Raw genomic sequence first — 19,389 nt, 5'->3', positions numbered from 1 at the left:
CAGCTTGTTAGCTATAATTACTGTTTTTGAAAAAATAATATAACTGACCGATCATCTGTGGAGATTTGTTGATGCCAATTTATGAATATGAGTGTACAAGTTGTCATCACCAGTTCGATCTGATGCAAAAAATAAGCGATGCTCCTGCGAAGCAGTGTCCGCGTTGTTTGGAAAATACGGCTGTGCGCCTGGTTTCTGCTGCCGGTTTTCAGTTAAAAGGAACTGGTTGGTATGCAACGGATTTTAAAAATAAAGGCAAGCAAGAAAACAAGAAAGACACCGTGGTTTCTGATAATACAGCTAAACCGGCGTCTGAAGAAAAAAAGACGACTGACTCTAAATCATCAACAACCAGTACAAAAGGTGATAAAGATTGAAATCTAAATATCTTCGCAGTTATCTGTTAACAGGTTTGGTAGTATGGTTACCGATCTTAGTCACCTTTGTGGTATTGCGTTTTATCATTGATATCCTTGATAACACGATGGCCCTTTTACCAAAAGCGTACCAGCCAGAGCAGCTTTTAGGAGTCCACCTACCAGGTTTAGGTGTTGTTTTATCGCTGGCTTTGTTGTTAGTGACGGGTATTATCGCAACCAACATTTTGGGGCAACGGTTAGTGATTTTTGGCGAAGCATTGCTTGCCAGAATTCCATTGGTACGCTCCATATACAATGCAGCAAAACAAGTAATTCAGGCAGTTTTTGCTACCAATAGTCAGGCTTTTCGTAAAGTGTTGTTAATTGAATATCCTCGCAAAGATCTCTGGAGTCTTGCTTTCCTAACGGGTAAAACCAGTCCAGAGCTTTGTGCTCATACTGGAGAAGAAATGCTTTCTCTATTTGTACCAACAACACCGAATCCTACATCAGGGTTTTTGATGATGATACCCAAACGAGATGCGATTGAGTTATCAATGACCGTTGATGAGGCGTTAAAATTCATCATTTCTTTGGGCGTAATGCAAGCACCACCATCGATCGGTTCGGAAGTAAAAATTTAAATTAGATAGGCGGCTTTTATGAGATCACACTATTGCACAAGAATTAACGAAACAATGATAGAACAGTCAGTGAGCATTTGTGGCTGGATCCATAATCGTCGTGATCATGGCGGTGTTATTTTTTTAGATGTTCGGGATCGTTCTGGCCTGGTACAGGTTGTTTATGAGCCAGAATTTGCAGAAATATTTGCTGTCGCTGAAACGCTGAGACATGAATTTGTTGTACGGATTCAAGGGATAGTGCGCCCTCGTCCGCAAGGCATGGTGAATGATAAAATGGCCACAGGCCGTATTGAAATCCTTGGCACTGGGCTTGAAATCTTGAATCAGGCGCAAACACCACCCTTTTTGCCAGATGATCATCAGTTTGTTAACGAAGATCTTCGTTATCGTTATCGATATCTCGATTTACGTCGTAGCGAGATGCAAAATAATCTGACACTGCGCCACAGAATGATACGTTGTATCAGAGAATACCTGAATGCGCAGGACTTTGTTGATATTGAAACGCCTATGCTGACTAAGGCCACACCAGAAGGGGCTCGGGATTATTTGGTTCCCTCCCGTGTTCATCCGGGTGAGTTTTATGCGCTTCCTCAATCACCACAGCTGTTTAAGCAGTTGTTGATGATGTCTGGTTTTGATAAATATTATCAAGTTGTACGTTGTTTCCGTGATGAAGACCTGCGGGCTGATAGACAACCTGAGTTTACCCAGCTTGATATCGAGATGGCCTTTATTAATGAAGGAGTTATTCAACAACTGATTGAAGGCATGTTAAAAAAGGTTTTTCAAGACATTCTACAGGTTGAATTACCGGAAACGCTACCAAAAATGACCTATGCAGAAGCAATGCGCCGTTTTGGTAGTGATAAACCCGATCTACGTATTCCTTTAGAACTGGTGGATATTGCAGATTTGGTTAAAGGCTGTGATTTCAATGTTTTTGCAGCTGCAGCGGATAATCCGGAGGGGCGTGTTGTTGCCTTGAAGTTGCCCGGTGGTTGTGAGCTCAGCCGTAAAGAACTCGATGCTTATGGTCATTTTGTTGGTATATACGGAGCAAAAGGATTGGCTTATATCAAGGTGAACGACCTTACTCAAGGCATGGATGGTCTACAATCACCTATCATTAAGTTTCTCTCTGAAAAAAATGTGAATGCTATTCTCGAGCGTGTTGAAGCTAAAACTGGTGATGTTATTTTCTTTGGTGCAGGACATGCTCAGTTAGTGAATGAGTCCATGGGGGCACTCCGAATAAAATTAGGGCACGATAATAAATTGGTAGAACCCGGTTGGCGTTTGTTATGGGTGGTTGATTGGCCTATGTTTGAAATTGACATGAAAACAAACCAATTACAATCAATGCATCATCCTTTTACATCTCCCCAGGAGTTGTCGATTACTGCATTAAAACAAGGCCCAACAAAAACCTTAGCCAAGGCTTATGATATTGTTATCAATGGTTATGAAATTGGTGGTGGTTCAATTCGTATTCACCAACCACAACTGCAACAAGCTGTTTTTGATTTGTTAGGAATAGGAGAGGAAGAGGCGAAAGAGAAATTTGGATTCTTGTTAGATGCCCTGCAATATGGCTGTCCTCCGCATGGCGGTATAGCGCTTGGTATTGATCGCTTAGCCATGTTATTGACAGATTCTAATTCAATACGTGATGTTATCGCCTTTCCTAAGACACAATCAGCGGCTTGTCTCTTGACTAACGCGCCGACTGCGGTTGGAAATGCACAACTTAATGAGTTAGGAATCCGTCTTGCACCTACGTCACAAATTAAATAAATTTTCGTTATTAAGTAGTACAGCCTCTGCTTGCAGGGGCTTGGTTTATTATTGTTTATTTTGTCTCCTTTCAATTCAATTCGCATCGTTGCCTGCCTTTGCCAAATCGGTTAGCAGCGCGAATAAATTAATCGAATACCTCGTACAGGAAAAGATTAATTTGACCCTGGCAATTAATAATATAAAGCTTACCGAATCACCAGCCAGTGTAGCTGATTATGAAAAATTGCGTCAGGACAATGAAAAATTGATGACTTTAAATCAGGCTAAGTTAGTTAGCCTTGAGAGCTTCCTTGTCAACCAAAAAAAATTGCAACAGGATTTTACTCAGCATTTAAAGCGACTGCAACAAACGCCTTTAGCTCAATCAGCGCAGATAAGTTCCCAAGAGCGGATTGATAAAATTAACACCTTAAATGAGGTGAATAAAAAAACAATAGAGTTGCTTACTGAAAATTTAGTGCTGGCCAATCGCTATAATGATACGTTGGTTTTACAAAAGCAGCGTCTTAAGTTGTGGAAAGCTAAAGAGCAAATGAATGAGCAATTGGAAAAATTGCGTAACCAGGATAGCCGCCTCAATGATGCGCTAACCAGACTTTATGAAAACAGTATTAAACTGCAACAAGACATTAAAAACAACAATGATACTAAGCCAAGCTACCTTATTGAAGCAAAATTACTCTTAAATAATCAGATTATTAGCCTCACACAGCATAAGATAGCCGAAGTTGATTTACAAAAAAAATTGGTCAAGGCGGATTATTTACTGCAAAAAAATCCGAATGTAGGTACTTTGCAAAGAATAACTGCTATTTATAAAGATAGTATTATGCGCTTGTCTGAAATGGAGCAATCGCTGAAGAAAATGCAAGTACTGATTAATAATGAGCAGATTCATATAACTGATTCAAATTTGAATCAGCAATTCGGAACCTTATTAACTATTATTAATTCGCGCATTAAAGGTCTTGTAATCCAACAACAAACCCTGCAAGAAGATCTTGAGAATCACGAACAGGAATTAAAAAAACAATTATCTGTACGGCAAACGCTAGGTGAGTATCGAATGGATAGCTGGTTATCCATTATTCAGCAATTAGTTCATCTACCTACTCAATTATACAATTACCTCAAGTCACTCAGCTTGAAGGTAAGAGACAACTATGTTTGGCAGGATGTCTTGCCAGCAGCGCTCATGTGGGTAGCGCTACTGTTAGTTGTTCTTGGTGCTTTTAGTTTGTATAAGGTATTAAAGCGGTTGACGCGCAATAGAGAACGTTCGCGTTTATCTGCCCATCTTTATGATGGCGCTATAATTTTGCTGAGTCGTAATATTCCCCATTTGGCTTTTGCAACAGCAATTATGTTGGTACTTTATTTAAATCAAGTCCCTTTTTCCAATTATCAATTGTTGCTAAATCTATTTTTTGTCTGGCTTATTTTTCGCCTGCTAATCCTTGTTGCTCGTTTAACCTTATTAGAGAGGGTAAGTGATTCTTCGGGTACAGATGTCCGCTTGTATTACCGTATTAAATGGCTTTTATTAGCCGGAGGGTGGACTAGTGCCCTGATGGTAATTAGTCATCTGCTTCCTCTCTCATCAATGTTACAAGATATCTTTAATCGTTTATTTATGCTGTTCTTACTTGCTGTTTCACTAGTGAGTTGGAAGAGCAGGGAAGTGATTACTCATTTACTGCACCCACTCTTGAAAACCAAAAAAAGATATTTCCGTAACGCTGTTATGTTGCTGGTGGTTTTAATCCCCTTAACCGTTTTCACTACGGCAATTATAGGGTTAGTGGGATACATCAATTTGGCTTGGATAATGAGTCGTTATCAGGTGCAAATTTTATTAGTAATTACTACCTATGTCGTGAGTAGAGGACTCATTGTTGATGTCTTGGATTTGATATCCGAGTGGATGATTTCTTCTTTAAGTAATGGATGGCTTTGGATTGAAGTTTTACTAAAACCTTTGGATAAAATATTACGTGTTTTATTATTCATCTTTAGCGTGCTTGTTTTATTTCAGTTATTTGGTTGGTATTCAGATCCAGCTGTCATGGCTGGGGTAGAGAGACTTAGCAAATATCCACTCGTCAACTTGTCGGGAATATATATTACAATCACCAGTATTGTTGAGTTTCTCATTTTATCATCTGTATTTGTTTGGGCTGCTAAATGGACACGGGAATTTTGTTACCGTTGGCTTTACCGGGATGCAAGAGATGCGGGCATTCGTAATAGCTTATCGGTCTTTACGCAATATGCAGTGATTTTGATTGGTGGTTTCATTACTTTGCGCGTTTTGGGACTGGATTTTAGTGGTATGTCGATGGTCATTGGTGGCCTTGCTGTAGGTATGGGATTCGGTCTACGCGATTTTGCTTCCAATGTGGTTGGCGGATTAATGTTGCTCATCGAGCGTCCTGTGCGTGAAGGTGATTTAATTACTTTAGGAACCTATGAAGGGCGGGTGGCTCATATTGGTATTCGTTCGATGCGAGTATCTTCCTGGGATAATATGGAAGTGCTGATTCCTAATGCCGAGACTTTCAATAAGCCATTTACCAATTGGACACATCAAGACAGCATTGTCCGTACTGTAATTCCTATCAAAGTTAGTCGAGCAGATGATCCAGCAATGATCCAGCAACTGATTTTAGATGTTTTGGCAATTATTCCTGAAATAGTTGATGAGCCTCCGCCACAGGTGTTTTTGAAGCAAATTGATGATGCACTTATTGAATTTGAAGTGCGTTATTTTATTAATGTGCAACTACATACACGGTTTGAGATCCGTTCCAAGGTCCTATTTGCTATTACAGCCCAATTTAAAGCGGCCGGGGTGAAACCTCCTATTCCGCCGATTAGCATCGAACTAAAAGAAGGTCAAAATGAACCCTCTGTTGTCAAAGCATCCAGTGAAGGATGAAGCAGAACTCCTCGCGCGATGTCAATTAATTGAAGGCTTGAGTTTTGCGCAACTGGCAAACCTCTTGCAGATTAGTATCCCACGTGAGCAAAACAAACGCAAAGGTTGGGCGGGGCTTGCAATCGAACTAGCACTGGGAACAACTGCAGGTACGAAGCCTGTACCTGATTTTACGCAACTTGGTATTGAATTAAAAACCGTACCACTTAATGCACAAGGTAAGCCGGCTGAGTCGACGTTTGTCACCAGTATTCCCTTGTTAACCCTCCACCAGCAAGATTGGCTGTCTTCACAATGCTATGCAAAATTAAAGCGGGTCCTGTGGTTGCCTATTGAAGGCGATAAAACTATTCCTTTTGAACAACGGCGAGTAGGGCGGGGGTTTTTATGGTCTCCCAATCAAGCAGAAGAAGCAATTCTGGCAAATGATTGGCGTGAACTTAGCCTTATGATTAGCACTGGCCAATTGGATGAAATTAATGGCCGAATTGGCCAGTATTTGCAGGTTCGACCCAAGGCTGCTAATGCTAAATCCTTATGTTATGGGTTTGATAATGAGGGAAATAAAATTTTAACCTTACCCAGAGGGTTTTATTTACGTAGCCTGTTTACTGAACACATTATTAGAACAAATCAGCTTATGTAGAATAGGCCAATTAATAAAATTGGCCTGGAGAGTGATTTAAGTTAGATTAGCCTTGGCATAAATTTTCATAGCGGCTACTAAAAACTCCACTAGATCAGGATGGTAGGCGTTATAAAAATTTCTGAAATCAGGATGATTGAGATACATTTTCCCTAGACCTTCGTAACTTAATCGGGTAGGTGTCCAAAAATTTTTTACCCAGTTATAATGTCGTTGAATCAAGGCCAGTACTTCTTTAGCCTCAGGTTTAAGATGGTTATTCATTGCGTTAGCCAGCTCTTTATTGATATTCTCACCTTCCTCTTGATGTTGTTGCCAATGACCTTTTTTCCAATGACGTACATTTTGCCAACTCTCATCAATTTCTTGTTGGCTTAGCGTACCACTATTAAGCAGGTAATTTTCATATTCCTGCTGTTTTTCTGCATTAAAGCCTTCGTACATTTCAATCTCTTTCATGATTAATTTTCCTCTTAGATGGGAGATAGTTTTGTCAATTGTCTTGATCAGTGTTTCTGTCCTGGCAAGACTTCTTAAGAGGATTGTTTTGTGAGTATTCAAGGCCTCAATTTTGTCGAAGTCATGACTACAAACTATCCTCTGTATATCATTTAGAGGAAAACCGAGTTCACGGAAAAACAAAATTTGCTGCAGTATTAAAAGCTGCTCTTCTTCATAATAACGATAATTATTATCACCGTAATAAGCTGGTTTTAGTAAACCAATCTCATCATAAAAACGAAGAGTACGTGGGCTAACATTTGATAACTTGGCTAATTTTTTTACCGTATAAGGCATTTTTGTCTCCTCTATTTGACAAAACACACGATAAGGGCTGACGTAACGTTAAGGTCAATAGATCGATGCATGAAATAAAAAACTTTTTACTGGTGTTGTTTTTAACCGAGAATGCTACAAAATTAGTGTTGCATTCAAAATCAGATTCGTTAAAGTAATTGACGAGGACATCTATTTTACCACAGGAGTTGACGATGAAAAAAAAGAGCAAATTGATTTTTTCCTTAATGTTTTCAACGGCGTTACCGCTATCGACTTATGCAGCCAGCGTTGATTCTTCAGCACAACAAATCCAGCAATTAAATACCCAGATACAAGGTCAATTGAAACAGATTCAAGCCCAGCAACAACAGCAAATTGATAAACTGAATGGACAGCTACAAGTGCAGATGAAGCAAATGCAGGCCCAATTACAGGAGCAAATCCAAAAGGTGAATGCTCAAACCCAGGCTCAAATGCAAAAAATACAAGCGTCATTGCAACAGCAAATTAGGCAGGTACAACAGCAAACCATAAAAGGAACATAACCTTATTATCCATGGTTTATAGTGTTCCCCTCCTTGTGCATTTATTGACAATCAATGTGAATAGGCTATGCTTTTATTGTGCACTGCAGCATAAAAGGAGGGTATCATGTTAGAACAAACCTATCTTAAAAATGTACCTGACCATATCCAGAGGCCTATACAAGAGTTAATCACTCTAAATTTTAGAACGCTGCAAAATCTTTCCTATTTAAGACCGGAAGAATTAAATAATTTGCGTCAGCCACAAGAGATTTTGCAAAAAAACGTCGCAGTTTTTTTTGAAAACGGTTATAAAACATTGAGTTATTTCCAACAGGCGTTTTCTATTTTTGAGAAGCATTTATTGTCTCTTGAAGAGCAAGTGCAAGATCATGGGATTGGTTCGAGTAATTGGTACTCGGGGAAAGTGCAGTAAATTTAATGCTTATGATTTCTCCTTCATTTTATCCTTAAGTCCCGTATTGGACAGCGCCAATATGGGACTAATCTATTAATTAATAATGAATTTTTGCGAATTAAATTAATTATGGTGCCTTAAGGAAGTAATGAAAAAGAAAGCATTATTTTGTTTTTATTAATTACAGTATGAGAATTTAATTGTCATTTATTGGGCAAATTAGTACAATTATGGCAATTTTTAACTACGTATTGCTTTTGGCCTATATGACATCAACTGTCCCTAATAAATCTCATGAATCAGGTTATATTTTTCAACTTACCCGCAAAGTGGATGAGAAGGGACGATTTTTAGCCAAAAAATTTCATTTATTTTCGCTGTATTTGGCTATCGATAGCGGCAAACTATCCGGTAGCATGATCAAATATTACTTCGATGTGTTTCTTGCAAATGGTGATTTAGCTACCAAATCTATGCAGGCATGGATGAAAACACCGGGTGGTGTAGCTACTGCAACGTCAAGCGGTATTGGTCTTGTTGCTTTCTCACTCTTGGCTAATCATTTCAGTGACAAAGACAAAAATCTTTTTAAGCGGTACATTGCAGTGACCTGGCCTTATACCCGCGACTCCCTCAAGGCGCTAAGAAATGCTTATCGTGCTGTAAGCGGCACGTTTACTTTAATGAGTCTGCTTGAGATTGAGGATTTACGCCCTCTTATTGTTCCTGCGGGAGTGTTGTTAGGTGGTTTATCAATACTGAATCGTGTTTTTTATCGTCGTGTTGCTGAACAACGCAAAGCGCTATTGGCAGATAATGAAATGCTGCTTTCTATCGTTGAAGCGATAGATGACGCGAGTCTTGAGGAAATCAAAGCGTTGCGTCAATACATAAAAGGACAATCGCAACAGTTAAGAAACCATGCTTTATTGTCTGCAGCAGCCATGGGTATAGTTGATGGTCTCAATCCCTATATTGGAGCGCTTGGACTTTGTGTTTTAACGCCTAATATGCTAACAGTCATTACGGTTTTTTGTGGATTTTATTTGCTGGGTAATTTGGTAATGCGAGTTTATGATGAAATCAATTCACAGCGCCAGTTGAACAGGGCACAAATTCATGTTGAATTAGCTTTATATCAAAAGGAAATGACTTATTTAGGTAAACAACTTGCTGATGGCGAGCTGGAGCTCAATGATAGAGTAATACAAAAAATCGAACGCCTTAGCGCCTTACATCAGCAATTGACTGATAAGCTAAAAGAAGAAAATGCATTAGTATTATCACCTCTCCTAAAAGGTTTAAAAAATGGTTTGGCTGCTTATAAATATGTGATGCTTACGATAAGTACGGTACTCTTTTTATCCCCTATAAAATTGCAGACTTTTCAGCCTATTGAGCGGGCTATTTTAGGCATGACTGCGTTAACGTTTGCTTCGGTGCATGCTTTAATTGTTGATCATAGACAACAAACCAAAAACAAGAAACTGGAAAAAGAGATGGGCGGAGAGAAGCAACAACAAGTAAGCTCAAGTCTCTCGTTTAATTTTTTATTACAATGGCTTATTGCTGTTCCCGCGCATGTTTTAAACAAAATTAAGGAATCAGAAGTAATTCCTGATTATGCAAACAAACTGGGGAGCGAGAAGCAACCTAATAAAGAGCCAAAACTGGTTTCTCCAACAAAATATGGTGAAGTAGCATTTTTTTACATGCCCAAATTCACGGTCTCTTCTCACTATCCACAACCACTCTCTAAACCAATGTTACCAGCAACAACACCAATAACTGCGTTTGGTTAAGAGCGACTTATTTTATAATCGTTTACAGGGTAGTAGGTGTCTTAAGTCGTTGCGAGCCTTGGTGAGCAATCTAGATGATATTGCATAAGATTTGAACTGGATTTCCTCACTTTGTTCGCAATGAGGACTGTTCTTTTTGTCTGGTTTTCAAAAACTGAAGTACTCCGTAAGTGCCCACCCTGGTTTGGTTGAAATTTAATCTAATTGCGAATAAAGAGGTTTTTTTTGTGATATAATTCACAGAATTTTATTTCTGTGGGTTGGTTCAGAATGTTGAGTGGTCGATTGAATGGCGAGCAGTTAAGTAAACGACTTATCACTTTTTTTCTCATGCTGTTTTTTTCGCTATCTTATGCAGTAGAGGTGCCTATTTATGATTTTTCAATCAAGGCCTATACGCAAAATACTAATGATTACCTACCTTCAGATAGTGCAGATTATGAAGTCTCGTTATTAAAGCCTGACTATCAAGCTGCTCAGTTACAACAATTCTATAAACATTACTACGCAACTGACGCGCAAGCGCTCTCACCATGGAGCGAGCAAATGGTGAAATCCATTTTACCTGTGGTGAAAAAGATTGAACTCCAAATTTTAGACGATTTTGATAATCAAAATAAGACTGGGGCTGATCGTCATTATGCCGAGAATTTTAAAGAACATGATGAGAGTTGGTTAAATCAAATTAAGCAGAATATGGATGTTTATGCGCTGGATAATGTTGAATATCAAGAAAAGAACAAAGCGATTTCCGTTAATAATACTTATGCGCGCGCCTTACCAGACATGGCCCCCGATTTTTTTCATTTCAGTCTGCCCGGACAAGGTTTTCCTTTTGATAACTTACAAGAGTCTGTCATTTGGGCGGGAACACCGCTTTATGTTTTTGCTGTTTCACAAGATAAGGCCTGGTCGTTAGTATTAACTCCAGATGCCTATTTTGCCTGGGTTAAAAGCAGCGATATAGCCTATGCATCAAGTGGATTCATTGGTCAATGGCAAGCTGCTGCCCAGAAGGGCCTTGTGGCTATAACTGAAACAGGCGCAACGGTAGTTGATAAGCAGCAACATTTTCAGTTTACAGGTTACATTGGTGCTGTATTCCCTCTTGCCCAGCGTAATGAAGAGACAATTTCCATCTTAATTCCAGTAAAAAATGCACATCAGCAAGCAGTGGTGACAATGGGTAGTGTGAGTAAAAACGCTGCAAGTGTAATGCCGTTGGCCGCATCGAAAAAAAATATGGCCAAGCTCATCAAACAATTACAGAATCGTCCATACGGATGGGGTGGTGCTTTCTTTTTTAATGACTGCTCTCAGGAAATGAAAAGTTTGTTTACCCCCTTTGGTATTTGGTTACCTAGAAACACAGCGCAACAGGCAAAGTTGAGTTCAACCTTGGATTTGTCAAACAATAAACTGGAGACACGTCTTAATTTGTTGCAGCAAAAGGGGCATCCGCTCATGACCATTATTTATATTAATGGTCATGTTATGTTGTATGTGGGCAAAAAGAAAATAAATCAAGAGGTGGAAGCAATCACCTATCAAAATGTCTGGGGGCTTTCTCCTGCTAATGGGGATAAGCGCTATATGATTGGTCAGGCAGTTTTTTTACCGTTGCTTAAATATTACCCTGAAAATCCAGAGATTAACTCACCAGCAAACAAAGGATTTTTTAAATTGGTTTATCTTGATGCCTTAGATACTAAGGCACTTTCACCACAGATGTTTAAAAAGCGCTTTATTGATACCCCTCCTGCTATGAATGTGGAAGATCCCATACTATGAGATATAAATTAATCATTGCTTTTTTGGCTCTTGCATTCGCTATTTTGATGATTGAGAAATCAAAGCAAAATGCAAGTGACAATTGCCAGAAACTTGTGAGTACCATGAAGCAGCAAGATTTACCCTTATCCACGTCACAATTAGTTATTGTCAAATCAAAGGATGGTTTTAAAGCAGAAATGAGTACCTGTCAGCGAGAAGGAAAAGTGTGGCAGGATACAATGCCCCCGTTTTCTGTAGTGATCGGTAAAGCTGGTGTAGCCTCTTTAGGGGAAAAGAAAGAAGGGGATATGAAAACCCCAGCTGGTTTCTATTCTTTAGGACCAGCATTTGGTTCACAACCGTTAGCACTTGAAATGGATTATAAATACATTACTGCAGAGGATAAATTTGTCGATGATGTAAACTCTAAAAGTTATAACACCTGGGTTAATGGTAAAACGGATGCCAAAAGTTACGAGCCAATGTTGATTGATGAATATAAAATGGGTTTGGTAATTAATTACAATACGGATCCTGTTATTCCTGGCGCTGGAAGTGCTATTTTTATGCACTTATTAGCCTCTTCTAACAAAGGCACTCATGGTTGTGTAGCAATAGATAAACGGCATTTATCAACACTTCTTCATTGGCTTGATAAAAAGCAGCAACCTTATATCTATATCGATTAAAAAGCCGAGTTTAACTCCACAACAATATGCCCATGGTCATTCAATAGGAGTTTATGTGCGGAAAAAAAGGGATTTTTGCTCTAAGGTATGGGCTAACCATTGGCAATCTTCAAAGCGGGAAGAGTGGAGCTGAAAATTTTTTAGCGACAAGGGTACTATTTCGAGACGTAAAAACTCTAAACTCTGTGCATCAAATTCTAGAAAATACATTAAAGACAAATAAGTCTTAAATTCTTCATGGCCGTCAATCCCTTCATAATCATTAATAAAATCACCACAGCCATAAAATATGGGGCAATTCTTATAAATTTCGAAACCAATCGGGTGATGAGATGAATGACCGTGAATTAAACAAACTCCCGCTTGATCCACGAGTTCATGAGCAAACAGTTGGTGAGTGAAGGGGATATGATAGCCCCAATTTCTACCCCAATGGATACTGACGATACAGAGATCCCCAGTTTTTTTATAGCTGGCAATTTTTTCCTGAACCTGCTTGAGTGAGTTAGCGTTTAAATCATCAAGTAACCAAACTCCTGGCTGATTTTGAGTGGCTTGCCATTCAGAAGGAATGCCACTTGAGCGAAGCCCTATAGAGAATACCAAAATACGTTTTTTAGAGATGGGAAGAATAGCAGGTTTCTGTGCCTCTACCATGTTTTCGCCAGCGCCAGCATAAGCAATATGATTTTTTTGTAGAACTGAAAGGGTTTCCCTTACCTTCCACATTCCAATCCAGGATATGATTGTTGGCGAGTGTGCAGACATTAATATTTGCCGCGGTTAATGCAGTTATATTGTCTGGGTTCATACGATAATTTATCCCTTTGTGGGGCCAAGGGATATCATGGCTTGTAACACTGGTTTCGAGATTAATAAGCTTTAGCTGGGGCTGGTGAAGCTGCCATTCTTTTAGAGCATCGCCCCATAAATAATTGTCATTGACAGGATAAGGTATTGAGCCGTTCACTGATTCAGCAAGTCGTACATAATCTCTGGCATCAGTGAGATAAGACTCATAAATTCTCGGGTTGGTTGGATGAGCGAGGATTTGATCAATTCCTCTGCCAGTCATGACATCCCCACATAAAAAAATCCTAATTTTTTCCACGCTTGTAGCCCCCATAAATTGATTCCTGCAGCAAAGCGTTCAAACATGGGTTAAAAAATTATAGCTCATAGAGGGAAGTTAATTAGCGATTTCTTGAGGAAATTAGTTAGCAACAATTTATTCAGTGACCTTGACGGATTGGTTATGTGATTATTGGCCAGCAATAAAGAAAAACAGAGTTCTATTCTGGAGAGAAGATTACAATGTGCTGCAGCAACAGCACGTCTTTTTCAGTATGAAATAGCAAGGGGGGGTTAGAGAAGAATGGGCAATCCCTCGCCCTGATTTTCAGTTAATTTGTTATCGATGCTATGCTTCAATTTTAGGCCTTGGACCACGGCTAATATCAAACAAATCCAGAGGTGTAGGTGTAGTTCTTGTTATGCTCGCTAGCTCTTCCGGAGAATGTTTAGTTGCGGTTTGCTGCAAGTCTTCTTTTTCCTCTAGCGCAGGAACTGGCAGGTTAGGCAGTATATTTTTACTCAATAAACGCTGAATAAAAATATCATAATATTGCGGGCTGGGAATTTTTATAGATAATGTGTTTTTTTCCCGGTCACGTACAGCATTTATTGGTTCATTAATTAATTTTCTATCTATTAACTCTTGACTAAAAAGGGCTAACTCCTGTTCTACTGCATCAAACAATTCATCTAAAGTTCCTGGAGGCAAATCACGCTTACCCTCAAACAAGAGCTCACCATTCTCCATATCCAGTTTAATAGTTAATAAGGCATCGAGATTAGAGAATTCAAGCTCTAAGTCTGCCTCTTCGGCTAATGCCCACATGCCACTTTCAAGAAGAAAATGGATGAGTTTTTCATTCTCGGTCACTGGTTTCAAAACAGGCCACGGAGATCCTGACATAGATTGCGTATTATCCTGAGTTTCTCCTGCGCTACCCCCATCTCCGCCACCGCCACCGCCACCGTGACCGCGGCATATTGGGAGGCCAAATGCACGGCACATATTACAGGGATTGTTTTCGATGGCACGAGTGCGTGAATCTTTCTGTGTTTCTTTGGAGTTACTAACTTTCATATGACGCTCTTTTAATTTTGTGCGTGAATTATAAAGTGACTTTGTGTTCTATTTTTTTTGCAATTCTGAATTTTGCGGAATATTTACAATTAAATTTAATTTTTTTTGTCCTTGAGCGAATTGTTTGAGCCGAATGCCTGCCGTCAAACAGACTAGAAAACTAAAAATCCATGCTAATAAATTAAAATAATGAGGGATAAGAACCATTACGATGAAAAAAGAGAATGCTTCGGCACGCTCCATTAAACCAGGACTGTAGTGAAAACTTTTATCCGAATTATTCGGTGTAAAAATGCCCACAACCAAAAAACTGGTGATACAAAATAAAATACTGCCCAGCATAAAAATCGTGGCGAGTGCACGAGTATTGGGAGCGAGTAGATACAATCCCAAGAGAGTACTGAATTCAACAAAACGGTCCATTACAATATCAAGAACAGTGCCTAAGGCCGTGGTGTTCTTTTGAAAACGAGCTAGTGTCCCGTCCAAGGTATCACAGTAGCCGGAAGCTAATAATAAGGCAATTGCTGCTAAAGGATAGTTTAAAAGTAGGGCTGGAATAAAAAGCAATCCCAGTATGCCCGCAAGCACTGTAATAGCGAATGGATCAATGCGGTGGCCAATCCATCGCACAGCGGGTTCTACCAATAAACTTTGATAGAGCGGACGAATTGATTGTTCTAACATAGCATCATCCCTGATGATCTTAACAATAAGTCTTTTTACACCGTATTACGGCGTATTGCTACAGGGTGGTGTGTACGGCGCAGTCTTTTGAATTCGCTCGCCATTGCAACCAGTTATGACAAAATTGGTAAAGAACCTCTGTGTTGTGGTCAACGAACGCGGCCTTTACACCTGGTTGTGCTGCGCCTGCAGCCAAACTTAAACCACCAGCACCCACACTGATAATAGCCAAATCACAATGACGTGTTTCTTTTTTTCCCTCTATACTTATCCTTTAGCTGGTGGTAAATAATGGGTAAAAGTAATAATAAAGCCAGGCCGATTAAAGGTAATAAAATTTCCGGAGAAAAAACAATATGCAAATCGGGTTTTTCATTTCTATCAAATATCAAGCCCAAGCTATTGCCAATCATGGCATAAATGAAAGCGCCAGGAATAATGCCGATAAAGGTAGCAAGAATAAACGTTTTTGGTTTTACTTTTAAAAGTCCCGAAACAATATTAATTGCCCAGAAAGGGAAGACAGGTATGAGTCTTAGTATTATTAAATAAGAAAAAGCATTTTTATGAAATCCTTTTCTCATTTTAGTGATCCATTGCGTCGTTTTTTGGCTGAACCATTCTCCAAGTGCAGTATGCACTGCAAGAAATAACAGTGTCGCCCCAATAGTGGCGCTGATAATGACATAGAGGGTCCCCCAAAAAATGCCGAATAAAAACCCGCCTGTCAGAGTTAAAAAAAGGGCGCCTGGTATTGAGATTGCAACAGCCAGAATGTAGGTTCCCATAAAGGCTAAAACGGCAGCCAAGTAATGTTTATTAGTCCAGGAGATTAGTTGCGTTCGATGCTCTTTTAACGAATCAAAACTTAGGTATTGCCCTAACCGAAAATAAAAAAATAAAAACAATAATAGAAGTAATATTAGCAACGGCAGTAAACGCTTTAATGATATTTTTAACATGGATAGCCTTCCTTGGCCAATTTCGGTTACGGTATTATTTTAATTTCTCTTTATAAATGTGATTTGCTGAGGCTTGTACTGTCGGCATAATCGTCATTTCTGCAATATCAACATGTTCTGGTCTTGTTACACAGTAGTAAGCCGCATCAGCAATGTCTTGTGCCAATAATGGAGTAAATTCCTTGTAAAATGATAGAGCTTTATTTTTATCAGACCAACGAACTTCGCTGAATTCTGTCTCAACGGCACCGGGGGCTAATTCAGTGACCCTGATTGGTGTTCCCAATAAATCAAGACGCATGGATTTTGTAATGGCTCTGACGGCCTGTTTGGTAGCACAATATACGTTGCCTGCAGGGTAACATTCCTGACCGGCAATGGAGCCAATATTAACAATATGTCCCTGATTCCGCGCTAACATCCCAGGTAAAATACTACGGCTTACATAAAGTAAGCCTTTGAGATTTGTATCGATCATGACGTCCCAATTATCAATAGAGCCAACTTGGATGGGGTCGCTTGATAATGCAAGCCCTGCATTGTTGATCAATATACCAATGGTTTGCCAACTTACTGGTAGAGTCCCCAGGCTTAGTTCTACTTCTGATTTATTCCTGACATCAAGGGCCAATGGTAAACAATCTGTGCCATGCATGGAATAGAGCTCCGCTGCAAGCTTATCAATTCGTTCTTTTCTACGAGCAGCCAAAATTAGTTTTGCACCATTAGCAGCAAAAAGGCGGGCACAGGCTTCTCCGATCCCGCTGGAAGCTCCGGTAATTAGGATAATTTTGCCGTGTAAATTCATGGTGCTCATTCTCCCCATTTCATCTCAATGATAAATTATCTATCCAATAATAAAAACATAAGGTAGGTGATATAGACATTTCTGTCTACCCACTTCGCTTAAGGAGATAAGATTTGGCTATGCCATTGATTATCAAGCCAGGTATATTCAGTGACATCGGATAACTCATCCGAGCGCAATGCGTAAAAAACAAATTTGGTCGGTTTAAGGCGAAAACCACAGTAGAAGGGGTTAAATGGCAATAATTTTCTGCCGTATTCCAGTTTAAGTTGTCGTTTTTTGCTTTCGATCATTTCTTTAGAGGCTATAGGCTGTGTAGAGGTTGGTGCATAAGCAGCAAATCTGATTTGAGCTGTTTGTGGGTAGCTGTGCCAATAACGCTCATTTTCAACTTTTGATAATCGCTCAACGAATCCCTCAAGAATAACTTGCCGCTGTTTCAACTCAAACCAAAATAGTAGTGAGGCTCGCGGATTATTTTCCAACTCTATTACTTTTCTTGTTCCTTTCTGGGTGAAAAATAATAAAGCCTCCGTTGAGATTTCACGTATTGCAACAACACGGCTATGAGGTATAGCTTGCAAAGTTGCAGTTGACAATACAGCTTGTTTGGGATTAGGTGCGCCGGCTTCCTTTTCCTCATTGAGCCATTGATTTAAAAGTTCAAATGGCATAAATACCTCGCAAGAAAATCCGTTAAATCTATTTTTAATTTTAAGCCATAGACAGCATTTGTGGGGATTTAATTAGTTCCGTTGAACTGGCAAATCCTGCTGTGATAACTGAAATTAAAGATGCCAGATGTGTTTCGCTACAGTCTTTAAGTTTTTTTCTTATTGCTTTGTTGGTTGGTGAGTGAAATTCAACACGATCATTCTGTTCGTAACAGCGTATTAACCATGCTAAATCTTTCTGAGTTACGGGTGAAGAGAACAAAGAGCTCAGCCTGGAGGGTGGTTTAATTGATTTACTGAGTTCTGCCAGATCAACAGCAATAATTTGTCGGAGTTTCTCTCTTAGTAGGAGTGTTCCATCGATGTTTAACAAAAGATTATGTAAATTGACCCGTTGTTCTGGGTCCATTAAAGCAATGAGCCGATCTTGAAAATGGTTTTCCAAACTCAGCAATAAAATTGGATATTTTATTTCTGTAAGCCAAGTTTTATCCTGCGCGGCTATTCTTAAGCGCAAAACATTAAAATCTCTATCTACATTAGCCTCATCAATTAGGCAAAATTGTCTAAGTGCTGTAAAAAACTCCAATATTGCCTCTGGATTAGGCCGGTCTTTCTTATATTTTGCTGCCATTTTCATGATGAAATTTTTTACTAATTCGCAAATAAATGCTTCGGGTTTTTTTTCAAAGTGCTCAAATAAACCATCGCTGCTGAAACCAAGCTCAATGTATTGCTTTACCAGGTCAACCCGATCCATGCTGGGGTGGGTATTCCTGAAATCAAGAATCCTTTGTAGGGGGTTGTTCGCACCAAAAAGAGTTAATAAGAGAGGGGACAGGGCAAAAAAATCGCTGCTTTCTGAATAGTAGCCATCTAGAATTTCGATCGCAAAATGTTCAAGAGTTCCTTGGGGGCATTGTGGATTACTAACGATAGGTTTCGAATAATCATCATCAAGATAGCATACATCAACTTGGCATATCATACCGTTAAGAGTTTTCTTGATTCTTATCTTGACATTACTGCCCTTGATATCACCATGTACAACCGAGGGGCCTAGGGTATTGTTATAATGCCTGCTATTTAATCCCTGAATGAGTTGCCAGGCCACATCGACAACCTGGAAAAAATTTAACTCCCTTAACTGTGGATTCTTTTCTCCCTCTGGATGGATATGAAATCCATCAATATATTCCATGATGAGGACGTCTTTACCTGCTAATTTCAGAGTAGCTATTTCTGAATCGTAAAATTGGTAGGGGGATGGATGTTTTCCTGCTTCATAAAATTTTAGGGCAACTACCTGAGTTTTATCAAGAGTAATGTCTTCTTTTTTTACCCGGCAAGGTTTTAAGTCGGTTTGCGGAGAGCGTAATGTGCATTGATAACCTTTATAGACCGATCCACCTAATGGTTCAGAGTAATCGCTGGCATAATAAACAATTTTTCCGTTTTTCAGCTTAACTGGAAAGAGAACAAAGGATTGTTGTTCGCTACCAGGTTCCCTATCACCCATAGAAGCCTTCGCCTTATTTATTTTGTCACTGTGAATACAGGGCGTCTATTATATCATTTGCCCGTAAAATATGCATTAAAAACCACAAAAAATACAAATAATGGTCTAATTGAGCATTATTTGTATTGAAATACTATACTCTAAGTAACCTATTGAAGAAGATAAATAATCTTATTGTTTTATTTTAACGCATTATATCTTTTCAATACTT

General features: G+C 39.2%; 17 protein-coding genes and 1 pseudogene. 10 read left to right on the top strand and 8 right to left on the bottom strand.

Going from position 1 to position 19,389, the window contains the following annotated elements; genetic code table 11:
- The first annotated feature begins 71 nt into the window (after window positions 1-71).
- From DYC89_RS08330 to mutH, 5 genes are read left to right on the top strand one after another with little or no spacing between them, the layout of a single operon-like run.
- Window positions 72-377, top strand: coding sequence for an FmdB family zinc ribbon protein (locus DYC89_RS08330; protein ID WP_115221367.1), 306 nt, complete (start codon window positions 72-74; stop codon window positions 375-377).
- Entirely contained in the window at window positions 374-1,003 is a 630-nt protein-coding gene (locus tag DYC89_RS08325; protein WP_115221366.1) for a DUF502 domain-containing protein, read from the top strand. The genes DYC89_RS08330 and DYC89_RS08325 overlap by 4 nt, the downstream gene beginning before the upstream one ends.
- Window positions 1,004-1,021: 18 nt before the next feature.
- Window positions 1,022-2,803, top strand: coding sequence for an aspartate--tRNA ligase (gene aspS / locus DYC89_RS08320; protein WP_115221365.1), 1,782 nt, complete (start codon window positions 1,022-1,024; stop codon window positions 2,801-2,803).
- The gene (locus DYC89_RS08315) at window positions 2,778-5,744 is read left to right on the top strand and encodes a mechanosensitive ion channel domain-containing protein (RefSeq protein WP_115221364.1); all 2,967 of its coding nucleotides are present in this window, start codon (window positions 2,778-2,780) and stop codon (window positions 5,742-5,744) included. Before aspS ends, DYC89_RS08315 begins: the two co-directional genes overlap by 26 nt.
- Window positions 5,707-6,390 carry a DNA mismatch repair endonuclease MutH gene (gene mutH, locus DYC89_RS08310; protein ID WP_115221363.1) on the top strand — a complete coding sequence of 228 codons (684 nt, stop codon included), beginning with the start codon at window positions 5,707-5,709 and terminating at the stop codon, window positions 6,388-6,390. Before DYC89_RS08315 ends, mutH begins: the two co-directional genes overlap by 38 nt.
- Before the next feature lie 36 nt (window positions 6,391-6,426).
- On the opposite strand, the gene DYC89_RS08305 is transcribed toward mutH, so the two are convergent.
- The gene (locus tag DYC89_RS08305; protein ID WP_115221362.1) at window positions 6,427-7,188 is read right to left on the bottom strand and encodes a MerR family transcriptional regulator; all 762 of its coding nucleotides are present in this window, start codon (window positions 7,186-7,188) and stop codon (window positions 6,427-6,429) included.
- A 194-nt stretch (window positions 7,189-7,382) separates the two neighbouring features.
- Between DYC89_RS08305 and DYC89_RS08300 the strand changes: the two genes are divergently transcribed.
- The 5 genes from DYC89_RS08300 to DYC89_RS08280 all read left to right on the top strand — a co-directional run bounded on the left by DYC89_RS08300 (window position 7,383) and on the right by DYC89_RS08280 (window position 12,376).
- Window positions 7,383-7,715, top strand: coding sequence for a hypothetical protein (locus DYC89_RS08300; protein ID WP_228363936.1), 333 nt, complete (start codon window positions 7,383-7,385; stop codon window positions 7,713-7,715).
- Window positions 7,716-7,821: 106 nt separating this feature from the next.
- Window positions 7,822-8,130 carry a phasin family protein gene (locus DYC89_RS08295; RefSeq protein WP_115221361.1) on the top strand — a complete coding sequence of 103 codons (309 nt, stop codon included), beginning with the start codon at window positions 7,822-7,824 and terminating at the stop codon, window positions 8,128-8,130.
- A 212-nt stretch (window positions 8,131-8,342) separates the two neighbouring features.
- Complete coding sequence (locus tag DYC89_RS08290; protein WP_147285494.1) at window positions 8,343-9,914, top strand: hypothetical protein; 1,572 nt, start codon at window positions 8,343-8,345, stop codon at window positions 9,912-9,914.
- A 270-nt stretch (window positions 9,915-10,184) separates the two neighbouring features.
- Window positions 10,185-11,705, top strand: coding sequence for an SH3 domain-containing protein (locus tag DYC89_RS08285; RefSeq protein WP_115221359.1), 1,521 nt, complete (start codon window positions 10,185-10,187; stop codon window positions 11,703-11,705).
- The gene (locus DYC89_RS08280; RefSeq protein ID WP_245953968.1) at window positions 11,702-12,376 is read left to right on the top strand and encodes a L,D-transpeptidase family protein; all 675 of its coding nucleotides are present in this window, start codon (window positions 11,702-11,704) and stop codon (window positions 12,374-12,376) included. The genes DYC89_RS08285 and DYC89_RS08280 overlap by 4 nt, the downstream gene beginning before the upstream one ends.
- A 51-nt stretch (window positions 12,377-12,427) precedes the next feature.
- On the opposite strand, the pseudogene DYC89_RS08275 reads toward DYC89_RS08280, so the two are convergent.
- The 7 genes and pseudogenes from DYC89_RS08275 to DYC89_RS08245 all read right to left on the bottom strand — a co-directional run bounded on the left by DYC89_RS08275 (window position 12,428) and on the right by DYC89_RS08245 (window position 19,178).
- Window positions 12,428-13,451, bottom strand: a pseudogene (locus tag DYC89_RS08275) (CapA family protein).
- Between the two features lie 345 nt (window positions 13,452-13,796).
- Complete coding sequence (locus DYC89_RS08270) at window positions 13,797-14,528, bottom strand: hypothetical protein (RefSeq protein ID WP_115221358.1); 732 nt, start codon at window positions 14,526-14,528, stop codon at window positions 13,797-13,799.
- 48 nt (window positions 14,529-14,576) lie between these two features.
- Window positions 14,577-15,215, bottom strand: coding sequence for a CDP-alcohol phosphatidyltransferase family protein (locus DYC89_RS08265; protein WP_115221357.1), 639 nt, complete (start codon window positions 15,213-15,215; stop codon window positions 14,577-14,579).
- A gap of 233 nt (window positions 15,216-15,448) precedes the next feature.
- Entirely contained in the window at window positions 15,449-16,177 is a 729-nt protein-coding gene (locus DYC89_RS08260) for a TVP38/TMEM64 family protein (protein WP_245953967.1), read from the bottom strand.
- Window positions 16,178-16,211: 34 nt separating this feature from the next.
- Window positions 16,212-16,985 (bottom strand): SDR family NAD(P)-dependent oxidoreductase, encoded by a 774-nt coding sequence (locus DYC89_RS08255; RefSeq protein WP_115221356.1) that lies wholly within the window; start codon window positions 16,983-16,985, stop codon window positions 16,212-16,214.
- A 98-nt stretch (window positions 16,986-17,083) separates the two neighbouring features.
- A complete protein-coding gene (locus DYC89_RS08250) occupies window positions 17,084-17,659 on the bottom strand; it encodes a pyridoxine/pyridoxamine 5'-phosphate oxidase (RefSeq protein ID WP_115221355.1) in 576 nt (191 codons plus the stop codon).
- 40 nt (window positions 17,660-17,699) lie between these two features.
- On the bottom strand, window positions 17,700-19,178 hold the full coding sequence (locus tag DYC89_RS08245) for a protein kinase domain-containing protein (protein WP_115221354.1): 1,479 nt from the start codon (window positions 19,176-19,178) through the stop codon (window positions 17,700-17,702).
- Between the last annotated feature and the right edge of the window lie 211 nt (window positions 19,179-19,389).

The organism is Legionella donaldsonii, from assembly GCF_900452385.1.
Taxonomy (GTDB): Bacteria; Pseudomonadota; Gammaproteobacteria; order Legionellales; family Legionellaceae; genus Tatlockia; species Tatlockia donaldsonii.
Note: the sequence above shows the minus strand (reverse complement) of the source record. Positions and strands in the feature narration are given on the sequence as shown.